Below are 11531 nucleotides of genomic sequence, written 5' to 3'. Positions count from 1 at the left end.
CGGTATGGCCGAACTAAAGCGTCATGAGTGGGGTTCCAGATGGGGCGGGTGGGGCGGGTGGGGCGGGTGGGGCGAGGGGGCGGGTGGGGCGGGTCAGGCGCGGACGATGCCGGAGACGTGGGCGGCGACGCCGTCGCGGGGGATCTCGATCCGCTCGCCGGTGGCGCGGTCCTTCAGCTCCAGCTTCCCCTCGGCCAGGCCCCGCCCGACGACCAGGATGGTCGGGATCCCGACCAGCTCGGCGTCGGCGAACTTCACCCCGGGGCTGGCTTTGCGGTCGTCGAGCAGCACCGACAGGCCCGCCGCCTCCAGCTCGGCGGCGACCTCCTCGCCCCCGGCCAGCAGCTCGGCGGACTTCCCGGCGACGACCACGTGCACGTCGTAGGGCGAGACCGACCGGGGCCAGATGAGCCCGCTCTCGTCGTGGCTCTGCTCGGCGATCACCGCGACCAGCCGGGACACACCGACCCCGTAGGACCCCATGGTGATCCGGATCGGCTTGGAGTCCGGGCCCAGCGCGTCCAGGCCGAACGCGTCGGCGTACTTGCGGCCGAGCTGGAAGATGTGCCCGATCTCGATGCCGCGGGCGGCCTCCAGGACGCCCTGCCCGTCCGGCGACGGGTCCCCGGCGCGCACCTCGGCCGCCTCGATCGTGCCGTCCGGGGTGAAGTCCCGCCCACACACCAGGTCGACGACGTGGTGGTCGACCTTGTCCGCGCCGGTCACCCATGCGGTGCCGGTGACGATCCGCGGGTCGACCAGGAACCGGACGCCGTTCGCGGCGAGCGAGCCGGGCCCGATGTAGCCCTTGGTCAGGAACGGGTTGCGGGCGAAGTCGGACTCCTCGAGCAGCGCGACCTGCGCCGGCTCGCACGACGCCTCGAGCCGCTTCATGTCGACCTCGCGGTCGCCGGGCACGCCGACGCCGAGCAGCTCCCACTCCGTCGCCCCGGGCGGCTTGATCTTCACCATGACGTTCTTGAGCGTGTCCGCCGCGGTGAAGGTGCGCGTGCCGTGGGCGTTGAGGAAGTCGACCAGCGTCTCGATGGTCGGCGTGTCCGGCGTGTGGTGCACCTGCGCCGCGGGCAGCCCGTCGAGCGGAACGGGCGGGGGCGCGGGCGTCGTCACGGCCTCGACGTTCGCCGCGTACCCACCCGGGCCGCGGACGAAGGTGTCCTCGCCGGTCTCGCACTCGGCGAGGAACTCCTCGGACGCCGAGCCGCCCATCGCGCCCGACGTCGCCGCCACGATCACGTAGTCCAGCGCGAGCCGGTCGAAGATCCGGATGTAGGCGTCGCGGTGGCGCCGGTAGCTCTCGGACAGGCCCTCGTCGGTCAGGTCGAACGAGTAGGAGTCTTTCATGACGAACTCGCGGCCGCGCAGGATGCCCGCGCGCGGACGCTCCTCGTCGCGGTACTTGGTCTGCACCTGGTAGAGCACGACCGGGAAGTCCTTGTAGGACGAGTACTCGCCCTTCACCGCGAGGGTGAACAGCTCCTCGTGGGTCGGGCCGAGCAGGTAGTCGCCGCCCTTGCGGTCCTTGAGCCGGAACACGGCCGGGCCGTACTCGGTCCAGCGGTTCGACACCTCGTAGGGCTCGCGCGGCAGCAGCGCCGGGAAGAGGATCTCCTGGCCGCCCATGGCGTCCATCTCCTCGCGGACGACGGCCTCGACGCGACGGAGCACCTTCAGGCCGAGCGGGAGCCAGGAGTACACGCCCGGGGCGACGCGACGGACGTAGCCGGCGCGGACCAGCAGCTTGTGGCTGGGCACCTCCGCGTCGGCCGGGTCCTCACGCAGGGTGCGCAGGAACAGCGACGACATCCGGGTCAACACCCGCAGAAGGGTAGCGACGCCGGCGAGATCGCTTCATCCCGGTTCTCCGCGCGCGGGAACAGCCGGTCCCGCGCGGCACGTTGGCCGTACATGGGTGACGAACAGCACGAGCTCCTGGCGGCCGCGAAGCAGGGCGTCCTGGCGACGATCAAGCGCAGCGGGATGCCGCAGCTGTCGCCGGTCACGCCGCACTACGACCGGGCCGCGGGCACGATCGCGGTCTCGATGACCGACGGCCGGGCGAAGACCGCGAACCTGCGCCGCGACCCCCGGGCGGCGCTGAGCGTGGAGAGCGACGACGGCCGCGCCTGGGCCACCGCCGAGGGCCCGGTCGAGCTGGTCGGCCCGGACGACTCGCCGGACGGCCCGGCGGTGCAGGCTCTCGTCGACCACTACCGCTCCGCGGCCGGGGAGCACCCGGACTGGGACGAGTACCGCGCGGTCATGGTCCGCGACCGCCGGGTGCTGATGACCATGCACGTGCAGCGGGTCTACGGCGAGCGGATCGGTTAGCGGAAGCGGGCGTTCAGCCGGTGCCCGGCCGCACCGCCCACCGCCCGGGCAGGTCGTAGAGCCACGGGCAGCGCGCGCCCCGCAGCAGGCGGTGCAGCCCGATCGGGACGACGACGGCGGCCGCGGTCACCAGCGTGACCGTCCCGTACCCCACGGCGTCCGGCAGATCGGCCGGCAGCCCGGCCAGCAGCGCCGTCACGACGCCGATGACCAGGGTGTTCGACAGGTAGATCGGCAGCGTGCGGCGACCGAGCAGGACCGCGACCCGGCCGGCCCGCCACCGCACCAGCTCCGCGGCGACCAGCACCCCGGCCGTGACGGCGACGAGGTTCAGCACGAACGCCACCCCGGGGATCTCCCGCAGCCCGAGCAGCACCGCGCCCCCGGCCGCGGCGCCGGCGAGGACCCCGGCGGCGACCACCCGCAACGGCGAGGTCGCGGCGGCCAGGCGCTCGACCAGCGCGCGGCCGTGCCAGCCGAGCACGAAGAACACCGCGTAGCGCAGCATGAAGTCCCAGGCGAACGACCCGACCTCGAGCACCCCGGCGCCGACCAGGGCGCTCGAGGTCGACGTCACGGCGAGCAGCAGCCACGCGGGCGCCCGGCGCAGCGCGCGGGCCGCGACCGAGAACACCGCGAGCGCGTACAGGAACCACATCGACGGCGCCGGGAGGACCGGGCTGAGCAGCAGGCTCGTGAGGTCCTGGGTCGCGATCACCGGGGCGGTGCCGGCGGGCAGGACGGCGAACAGCACGAACTGCACGAGCGTCCAGATCAGGTAGAGCCAGCCGAACAGCGCGACGCGGCGGTGCAGCAGGGTCCGCCACGGCCGCCCCAGCACGGCCGCGAGGAACAGCCCGGAGGCGAGGAAGAACAGCGGCATCCGCAGCGACGCGAGCGCGGTGTTGAGCAGGTCCAGCGGGGCCGGGACCAGCCCCCTGGGCTCCAGGAACATCACCACGTGGTGCAGGACGACGAGCGCGATGCACAGCCCCTTCGCCGCGTCGACCCAGTCGGCGCGGCCGCGGGTCCGGTCGGCCGGGCGCAGCGGCTCCGGGGCGGGGCGGGCCGGGCCCGGCTGCACCGGAACCGGCACCACCGGCGACGGCGGCGCGTCCGGTCGCGACACCGGCCCGGTCTGCTGCTCGGGCACCGGGGTCGGCGCGGCGAACCGCTGCGGGCCCGGCGCGACGGGCTCCGCGTTCTGCTGCAGCGGGACCGACCACGGCCCGAACGGCCGCGGCTCCGCGCGCGACGACCGTGACATCGGGCTCCGGCCGGACTCGGCCGAGGTGTGCGGCGGGTTCCACGCCGCACGATCCAGCCCTGCTCGATGACGCGCCACGCTGTGCTCCGACCGACGGGTACACGATCGGGTGAACCCTAGGAAGCGGAACCTGTGAGGAGCCTGAGCGGACCGACCGCCGCTACGACGCCGGCTCGTCCAGCAGCTCTCCCAGCAGCCGCGCGACCGTGGGCGTCTCGATCAGGAACCCGTCGTGCCCGTAGGGCGAGTCGATGACCGTCAGCTGGTCGACGCCGGGGATCCCGTCGACCAGTTCCTGCTGCTGGGCGAGCGGGTAGAGCCGGTCGGAGGTGACGCCGGCGACGGTCGTCCGGGCCCGGACCCGGCCCAGCGCGGCGGCCGTCCCGCCACGTTCCCGGCCGACGTCGTGGTGGTTCATCAGCTGGGTCAGCCGGACGTAGGACGCCGCGTCGAACCGGTGCACCAGCTTGGCCGCATGGTGGTCCAGATAGGACTCGACGGCGTAGCGGCCGCCGTCGAACGGGTCCTCGCCGTCCTGCGGGGACCGGCCGAACCGGGTCGCCAGCTCGTAGCCGGACCGGTAGCTCAGGTGCGCGATCCGCCGGGCCACCCCGAGCCCGCGCCAGGGCCCCTCGGCCAGGTCGTGGTAGTCGCCACCGTGCCAGTGCGGGTCGGCGCGGATCGCCTCGATCTGCGGCGCGGCCCAGCCGATCTGGTCCGCCGACGACGCCGCGGGCCCGGCCAGCAGGAACAGCCGCCGGACCCGGTCCGGCTCGGTGACCGCCCACTCCAGGGACCGCATCGACCCCATCGAGCCGCCGAGCACGCAGGCGAACGTGTCGATGCCGAGCGCGTCGGCGAGGTGCTGCTCGGCGGCGACCGTGTCGCGTGCGGTGACCAGCGGGAACCTGCTCCCCCACGGCCGGCCGTCCGGCGCCGCCGATGCCGGGCCGGTGCTGCCCTGGCAGCCGCCAACCGCGTTCGGGGCGACGACGAACCAGCGCGCCGGGTCCAGCGGCCCGCCCGGGGTGATCAGGCCGGGCCACCAGCCGGGCGTCGGGTGCCCGGGACCGGCCGGGCCCTCGAGGTGGGTGTCGCCGGTGAGCGCGTGCAGGACCAGCACGGCGTTGGAGCCGTCCGGGGCGAGCTCACCCCAGGTCTCGTAGGACAGCCGGACCTCCGGCAGCTCGCCGCCCGCCTCCAGTTTGAGGGTGGAGGGCAGGTCGAGGAACCGTCGTCGGCCGGGGTCGTCCCCCTCCCGCCAGGCACCGCTGGCGGGAGGGTGTGCAACGTCGCTCACGACCAAGAGTGGATCAGGTGGTCTTGGCCGCCCGGAACCCGGCGTCCAGGTCGGCCTTGAGATCCTCGATCCCCTCCAGCCCCACCGAGAGCCGGACCAGGCCCGGCGTCACGCCGGTGGAGGCCTGCTCGTCGCCGGAGAGCTGGCTGTGCGTGGTGGACGCCGGGTGGATCACCAGGCTGCGCACGTCGCCGATGTTGGCCAGGTGGCTGTGCAGCTCGAGCGCGTCGACGAACTTCTTGCCCGCCTCGACCCCGCCACGCAGCTCGAACGACACGATCGCGCCGCCGCCCTTCGGCAGGTACCTCTTCTGCAGCTCGTGCCACGGCGACGACGGCAGGCCGGCGTAGTGCACCTGCTCCACCTCGTCGCGCTGCTCCAGCCACTCCGCGAGCGCCCGGGCGTTCTCGTTGTGCCGCTCGATGCGCAGCGACAGCGTCTCGATGCCCTGCAACAGCAGGAAGCTGTTCTGCGGCGAGATCGCCGGGCCCAGGTCACGCAGCAGCTGCACCCGCAGCTTGATCAGGTACGACTGCGGGCCGAGAGCCTCCCAGTAGTTCAGCCCGTGGTAGCTCGGGTCCGGTGTGGTCAGTCCCGGGTAGCGCTCGGCCTGGGCACCCCAGTCGAAGTTCCCGGAGTCGACGACGACGCCGCCGATCGTGGTGCCGTGCCCGCCGAGGAACTTCGTCGCCGAGTGCACGACGACGTCGGCGCCGTGCTCGATCGGGCGCAGCAGGTAGGGCGTCGGGACGGTGTTGTCCACCATCAGCGGCAGCCCGCTCTCGTGCGCGACCGAGGCGACGGCGGCGACGTCGAGGACGTTGCCGCGCGGGTTGCCCAGCGTCTCGGCGTAGAGGACCTTGGTGTTCGCCCTGATCGCGGCCCGCCACTGGGCCGGGTCGTCGGGGTCGTCGACGAACGACACCTCGATGCCCAGCTTCGGGAACGTGTAGTGGAACAGGTTGTAGGTGCCGCCGTAGAGCGACGCCGACGACACGATGTGCGATCCGGCCTCGGCGATGTTGAGCAGCGCCAGGGTCTGGGCGGCCTGTCCGGAGGCGAACGCGACCGCGCCGATCCCGCCCTCGAGCGCGGCGACACGCTGCTCCAGCACGTCCTGGGTCGGGTTCATGATCCGGGTGTAGATGTTGCCGACCTCGGCGAGGCCGAACAGGTTCGCGGCGTGCTCGGTGTCGCGGAAGGCGTAGGACGTGGTCTGGTAGATCGGCGTGGCGCGGGCGCCGGTGGTCGGGTCCGGCGCGGCGCCGGCGTGCACCTGCTTGGTCTCGAACGACCAGTTCGCGGTGATGTCCGGGTCGGTCATGTCGGCTCCTGTCGATCGGTGCCGTCCGTCGGCGACCGGGCCTCCCTGGGGTCGCGTACGCGGACCGGGCGGCGCCGCCGGCGTCGGCGGGTGGAATCGTGCGGAGGTGCCGGGCCCGGTCTGCACCGGTCCCGGGTCGAGCGCGTCGTCAGCGGCCGGGGCGACAGGACGCGCTCGTGATCCGCATGAGGTCGACATGCAGGCGCGCCACGAGGCAGGTCACACACCGAACCTAGCCACGCGTGGCCGGTGGCACAACGACAACTAGGCTCGTCCGCCGTGCTCGTGCTGCTGCCGCCCTCGGAGACCAAGCGCGCCGGCGGGGACGGCGCACCGCTCGACCTCGCCGCCCTGTCGCACGACGCCGACCTCGGCGCCGTCCGCAAGGAGCTGGTCGACGAGCTGGTGGCGCTGGCCGCCGACCGGCCCGCCGCCCGGGCCGCGCTCGGCGTCTCCGAGCGGCAGGACGCCGAGATCGACCGCAACGCGCAGCTCGCGGCCTCGCCGACGATGCCGGCCCTGGACCGCTACACCGGCGTGCTCTACGACGCCCTCGACGCCGGTTCCCTCACCGCCGCCGTGCGGCCGCGGGCGCGCGCCCGGCTGGCGGTGTGCTCGGCGCTGTTCGGGCTCCTCGGCGCCGACGACCCGATCCCTGCCTACCGGCTCTCGTCCGGCTCGAAGCTGCCCGGCTCCGGCACCCTCGCCGCGCGCTGGCGGCCCGCGCTGGACCCGCTGCTGGCCCGGATCTCCGGCGGCGAGCTCGTCGTCGACCTGCGCTCGGGTGGGTACGCCGCGCTCGGCGCCGTGCCCGGCGCGGTGACGGTGAACGTGCTCGCCGAGCGGCCCGACGGCAGCCGATCGGTGGTCAGCCACCACAACAAGGCGCACAAGGGCGGGCTCGCCCGGCTGCTGGCGTCGTCGCGGGCCGAGCCGTCCGACGCGGGAGCCGTCGCCCGGATCGCCCGCCGGGCCGGGCACACCGTGGAACGCACCGGCGACCACCTCGATCTCGTCATCCCGGCCTGAGGCAGGCGTTTCTGACATCCGTCACGGCTGCGCCGTGCACCGGTCTCGCGGACCCGTGACAACCGGGCGTACCGGACGATCCGGCGTTACTCCAGGATCAGGAGCATGGTGGAACAGCTCAATGCCTTCGTCAGCTCCTGGCCGCCCGCCCTGCAGCTGCTCGCGGTGTTCGTGATCGGGATCATCCCGTTCCTCGAGTCCTACGTCGGCGCGGGCGTCGGCGTGCTCGCCGGGATCCCGGTGGTGCTGGCCACGACGGTCGCGATCGTCGGGAACCTGGTGGCGCTCGGCGTGGCGGTCTGGCTCGGTGACCGGGCCCGGCGCGGGGTGACGGCCCGGCGGCAGAAGCCGGAGAGCGAGCGCCGGAAGAAGATCATCGCCCGGGTCGACCGCTACGGCGTCCCGGTCGCCTCGCTGGTCGCGCCCACCCTGATGGCCATCTCGCTCACCGCCTTCGCGATGGTCACGGCCGGCCTGAACCGACAGCAGGTGATCGTCTGGCAGGCCATCACCGTGGTCGTGTGGGGCGTGCTGTTCGGCGCGCTCGGGATGGGCCTCGTCTCGGTCGCGACCTGACGACGGCCGCGCGGCACGGCTGGACGCACGTCGGCCGGGGCGACGCCGAAAACCGATGGCGGCGCACGGCAGGTCGCGGCAGGGTACGGGGATCCGGAGGGACCGGGGCGCGGATCGACCGCGCGAGCGGACGGAGGAGGTGCGGACCGATGGACGCCACCCGTCATGGGGCGCCCTCCGCGCGCCCACGCAGCCCGTTCCCGCCCCGCGGCTGACCCCTCGTCGAGGAGGCCGCGCGGCACCCTGCCGCCTTCCGGAGCCTCGAGAGTGCATTCCTCGCCCCACACCGAACCCGTCCGCCGTCGTCGCCGCTTCGACGACGATCCCCGCAGCCACCGGGCCCCCGATCCATCCGATGTGGACGAGCGTGCCGGGCACGACCCGGACGCCCCGCCCGAGGGCGACCGGTGGAGCACCTGGACCTCGGTACCGGTCTCCTCCCGGGGGCCCGCCCCGCGGCCGTCCTGGCTGGTCACCGACGCCGGCGCGGTCGACCACGAGCGCGGCGTCCTGAAGACCGGCAAGGAGGCCGACGTCCACCTCCTCGAGCGCGCGCTACCCGGCCGGACCGGCGTGCTCCTGGCCGCGAAGCGCTACCGGGACTCCGACCACCGGATGTTCCACCGGGACGCCGGCTACCTGGAGGGCCGCCGGGTACGCCGCTCCCGCGAGACGCGGGCGATGGCGCGGCGCACCGCCGTCGGCCGCGAGCTGGTCGCGGGGCAGTGGGCGGCCGCCGAGTTCGCCGCGCTGTGCCGGTTGCACGAGGCCGGGGCGTCGGTCCCCTACCCCGTGTCGGTGGACGGCACCGAGGTGCTGCTGGAGTTCCTCGGCACCCCGGGCGGCGTCGCGGCGCCCCGGCTCGCGGCGCTCCGCCCGGACCCGGACGAGCTCGACGCGCTGTGGACCGGGCTGTCGGCGGAACTGGGGACGCTCGCCGACCTCGGCTACGCGCACGGCGACCTGTCGGCCTACAACGTCCTCGTGCACGAGGACCGCCCGGTCCTGATCGACCTGCCGCAGGTCGTCGACGTCGTCGGGAATCCGCAGGGGCCGGGGTTCCTGGAGCGCGACGTGCGACGGATCGGCGAGTGGTTCGGGGCCCGTGGCCTGGACCCGGCCCGGCCCGGGCGGCTGCACGCCGAGTTGCGGGCGCGGGCCCGGCTGGACTGAGCCGCGCGTTCCGGTCCTGTGGGCGCCGTGACGTGCCTCTCGCACGGCGCCCGGTACCGGGGCCGGGACGGGCCGGCCGGTGCATGAGGCGTACCGTCGATCTCCGAGTGCCCGGCCGCGACAGCCGCCGGGCCGAGCCTTCCCATCACGGAGCGCGGCCGCGACGACGCCGAGCCGCGCCCGGGCCCGTCGGCCGAGCACCGCTACCCAGGTCTCCGCAGGACGTGCCACGTCACGCGAGGAGCCCTGTGTCCAGGCCTCAGTTCCGTCCGCCGTCGCCCGATACCGCCGAGGCGCCGGGTGGTCGACGTCCCCGCCGCCGCGCCGCCCGGCCCGCCGGTCCGGCCGCCGCCGGCCACGAGCGCCGGAGCGAGTCCGGCGACCAGCGCCCGGCCGCACGCAGCGCCCGCGGCGCGCACCACGACCGTGCCCGCACGGCCGGCGACGAGGTGCCCGCCGGCCGTCCCGCCGGATCCGCCCGTCCCCGCGGCGGCGCCGACACCCGTCGTACCGACCGGGGAGCCGGGAACGCCTCGGAGGCCTCGGCGCGGCCGGGACGCTCCGGCCGGCGTCGCGGCGGCCGTGGCGGCGGGGAGTCCCGGCCCGCCGCGGCCGCCCCGGCCCGGTCGGCCGCGAACTCCCCGGCCGGCGGCCCGCAGAAGTCCTCGGCCGGCGCCGACGTCGCCGTCTGGACCGCCCCGGAGTCGGGGATGCCCTCGTTCGCCGAGCTCGGCCTGCCCGAGCGCCTGGTGAAGTCGCTCGCCGAGCAGGGGTTCACCGCGCCGTTCCCGGTTCAGGCCGCGACGCTGCCCGACACCCTCGCCGGCCGGGACCTGCTCGGTCGCGGCCAGACCGGCTCCGGCAAGACCCTCGCCTTCGGCCTCGCCCTGCTGGCGCGGCTGGCCGGCGAGCGCGCCCGCCCGACCGCGCCGCGGGGCCTCGTGCTGGTGCCGACCCGGGAGCTCGCGACCCAGGTCGTCGAGGTCCTGCGTCCGCTGTCGGCCGCGGTCGACCTGCGGGTCACCGACATCGTCGGCGGGATGTCGATGAACAAGCAGATCGCCGAGCTCCGGCGCGGCATCGACCTGCTCGTCGCCACCCCCGGCCGGTTGGCCGACCACCTGCAGCAGGGCACCTGTGCCCTGTCCGAGGTCACGATCACCGCGCTCGACGAGGCGGACCGGATGGCGGACATGGGCTTCCTGCCGCAGGTCCGCAAGATCCTCGACCGCACCCCGTCCGACGGTCAGCGGCTGCTGTTCTCGGCCACCCTCGACGGCGAGGTCGACACGCTGGTCCGCCGGCATCTCACCGACCCGGTGACCCGCTCGGTCGCGCCGCCGACCGCGAGCGTCGACACGATGGAGCACCACGTGCTCGTCGTCGACCGCGACGACCGCTCCCGGGTCATCGCCGAGATCGCCGCCCGCGAGGGCCGGACCATCATGTTCGTGCGCACCAAGCACGGCGCCGACCGGATGGTGCGGGTGCTGCGCCGCCAGGGCGTCGCCGCCGGGCCGCTGCACGGCGGGCGGTCGCAGAACCAGCGCAACCGGGCCCTCGACGAGTTCCGCAGCGGGGAGGTCCCGGTGCTGGTGGCCACCGACGTCGCCGCCCGCGGCATCCACATCGACGACGTCGGCCTGGTCGTGCACATCGACCCGCCGGCCGACCCGAAGGCCTACCTGCACCGGGCCGGGCGGACCGCGCGCGCCGGTGAGGAGGGCATCGTGGTCACGCTGGCGACGCCGGAGCAGCGGTCCGAGGTGAACCTGCTGACGAAGCAGGCCGGGGTGCGCCCCGAGGTCGCCGTCGTGACGCCGGGCCACCCGGACCTGGTGCGGGTCACGGGCTCCCGCGAGCCCACCGGCGAGCCGATCGCCGCGCCGAAGCGCGAGCAGCCCAAGCGCGCCCAGCCGAAGAGCGGCCAGCCGCGGCAGGCCGGACGCGGGCGCGGCCGGCGCCGCTGACGTCCGGCACGCTATCTCGGAGTACTTCACACCCCGAGACCGCACTTCACACCCCTCGCTGCGGGTGTGAAGTGCGGTCAAGGGGTGTCAGGCTGCTCAGTGCCTGCGGGCCTCGCGGCGCAGCTGCAGGATCCGGCCGGTGCCCGGGATCGCGACCAGCAGCACGCCGGCGATCGCCGCGAACAGCAGCGCGACGCCGGTGGGCAGGCTCCCGGTCAGCCACAGGAACGTGATCTCGACCGGCGTCGTGTTCTGCAGGATGAACACCAGCAGGAAGATCAGCACGATCGCCGAGAGGATCAGCGCCGACCACAGCCCGCCGGTGCGGGTGGCCGGGATCGCCCGTCGCACGGTCGTGGAGTCGTCGCCCTCCGGGCCGTCCGGGGCCTCGCCGGTGGGGACGGCGACGGTCGGCTGCTCCGAGACGGCGTCCGGGACGCGCAGGGCGGGGTGGGTCGCCGGGTCCGCCGTCGGGTCCTCCGGCCCGACCCGGCCCCAGGTGGGGCTGTCCCCGCCCCGTCGCTCGTCACTCATCCGTTCCGC

At 74.6% G+C, this 11531-nt stretch carries 10 protein-coding genes; 5 read left to right on the top strand and 5 right to left on the bottom strand.

Annotated features, from left to right (window positions below; translation table 11 throughout):
* Positions 1–93 precede the first annotated feature (93 nt).
* Positions 94–1836 carry a proline--tRNA ligase gene (locus WIS52_RS30970; protein ID WP_349301975.1) on the bottom strand — a complete coding sequence of 581 codons (1743 nt, stop codon included), beginning with the start codon at positions 1834–1836 and terminating at the stop codon, positions 94–96.
* Positions 1837–1926: 90 nt separating this feature from the next.
* On the opposite strand from WIS52_RS30970, the gene WIS52_RS30965 reads away from it, so the two are divergent.
* On the top strand, positions 1927–2349 hold the full coding sequence (locus WIS52_RS30965) for a PPOX class F420-dependent oxidoreductase (protein ID WP_349301974.1): 423 nt from the start codon (positions 1927–1929) through the stop codon (positions 2347–2349).
* 13 nt (positions 2350–2362) lie between these two features.
* Here WIS52_RS30965 and WIS52_RS30960 read toward each other — a convergent pair whose 3' ends face one another.
* From WIS52_RS30960 to WIS52_RS30950, 3 genes are all read right to left on the bottom strand, one after another.
* The gene (locus WIS52_RS30960; RefSeq protein WP_349301973.1) at positions 2363–3616 is read right to left on the bottom strand and encodes an acyltransferase family protein; all 1254 of its coding nucleotides are present in this window, start codon (positions 3614–3616) and stop codon (positions 2363–2365) included.
* 160 nt (positions 3617–3776) lie between these two features.
* Complete coding sequence (gene metX / locus WIS52_RS30955) at positions 3777–4916, bottom strand: homoserine O-acetyltransferase MetX (protein WP_349301972.1); 1140 nt, start codon at positions 4914–4916, stop codon at positions 3777–3779.
* A gap of 13 nt (positions 4917–4929) precedes the next feature.
* Complete coding sequence (locus tag WIS52_RS30950) at positions 4930–6240, bottom strand: bifunctional o-acetylhomoserine/o-acetylserine sulfhydrylase (protein ID WP_349301971.1); 1311 nt, start codon at positions 6238–6240, stop codon at positions 4930–4932.
* A gap of 279 nt (positions 6241–6519) precedes the next feature.
* Here WIS52_RS30950 and yaaA point away from each other — a divergent pair, with 279 nt between their 5' ends.
* The 4 genes from yaaA (at position 6520) to WIS52_RS30930 (ending at position 10988) form a co-directional block, all read left to right on the top strand.
* Positions 6520–7269 (top strand): peroxide stress protein YaaA, encoded by a 750-nt coding sequence (gene yaaA, locus WIS52_RS30945; RefSeq protein ID WP_349301970.1) that lies wholly within the window; start codon positions 6520–6522, stop codon positions 7267–7269.
* Positions 7270–7374: 105 nt separating this feature from the next.
* Entirely contained in the window at positions 7375–7845 is a 471-nt protein-coding gene (locus tag WIS52_RS30940) for a hypothetical protein (RefSeq protein WP_349301969.1), read from the top strand.
* Between the two features lie 165 nt (positions 7846–8010).
* The gene (locus tag WIS52_RS30935; RefSeq protein ID WP_432422483.1) at positions 8011–9018 is read left to right on the top strand and encodes a serine protein kinase RIO; all 1008 of its coding nucleotides are present in this window, start codon (positions 8011–8013) and stop codon (positions 9016–9018) included.
* A gap of 248 nt (positions 9019–9266) precedes the next feature.
* Complete coding sequence (locus WIS52_RS30930; protein WP_379611712.1) at positions 9267–10988, top strand: DEAD/DEAH box helicase; 1722 nt, start codon at positions 9267–9269, stop codon at positions 10986–10988.
* Between the two features lie 96 nt (positions 10989–11084).
* On the opposite strand, the gene WIS52_RS30925 is transcribed toward WIS52_RS30930, so the two are convergent.
* Entirely contained in the window at positions 11085–11522 is a 438-nt protein-coding gene (locus tag WIS52_RS30925; protein WP_349301967.1) for a LapA family protein, read from the bottom strand.
* Between the last annotated feature and the right edge of the window lie 9 nt (positions 11523–11531).

Source organism: Pseudonocardia nematodicida (genome assembly GCF_040105385.1).
GTDB classification, from domain to species: domain Bacteria; phylum Actinomycetota; class Actinomycetes; order Mycobacteriales; family Pseudonocardiaceae; genus Pseudonocardia; species Pseudonocardia nematodicida.
Note: the sequence above shows the minus strand (reverse complement) of the source record. Positions and strands in the feature narration are given on the sequence as shown.

Coding starts and splice junctions, on each gene's coding strand:
- WIS52_RS30950 (WP_349301971.1), bottom strand. CDS start 6,240: ATGACCGACCCGGACATCACCGCGAACTGGTCGTTCGAGACCAAGCAG.
- WIS52_RS30965 (WP_349301974.1), top strand. CDS start 1,927: ATGGGTGACGAACAGCACGAGCTCCTGGCGGCCGCGAAGCAGGGCGTC.
- WIS52_RS30935 (WP_432422483.1), top strand. CDS start 8,011: ATGGGGCGCCCTCCGCGCGCCCACGCAGCCCGTTCCCGCCCCGCGGCT.
- WIS52_RS30960 (WP_349301973.1), bottom strand. CDS start 3,616: ATGTCACGGTCGTCGCGCGCGGAGCCGCGGCCGTTCGGGCCGTGGTCG.
- WIS52_RS30925 (WP_349301967.1), bottom strand. CDS start 11,522: ATGAGTGACGAGCGACGGGGCGGGGACAGCCCCACCTGGGGCCGGGTC.
- WIS52_RS30940 (WP_349301969.1), top strand. CDS start 7,375: ATGGTGGAACAGCTCAATGCCTTCGTCAGCTCCTGGCCGCCCGCCCTG.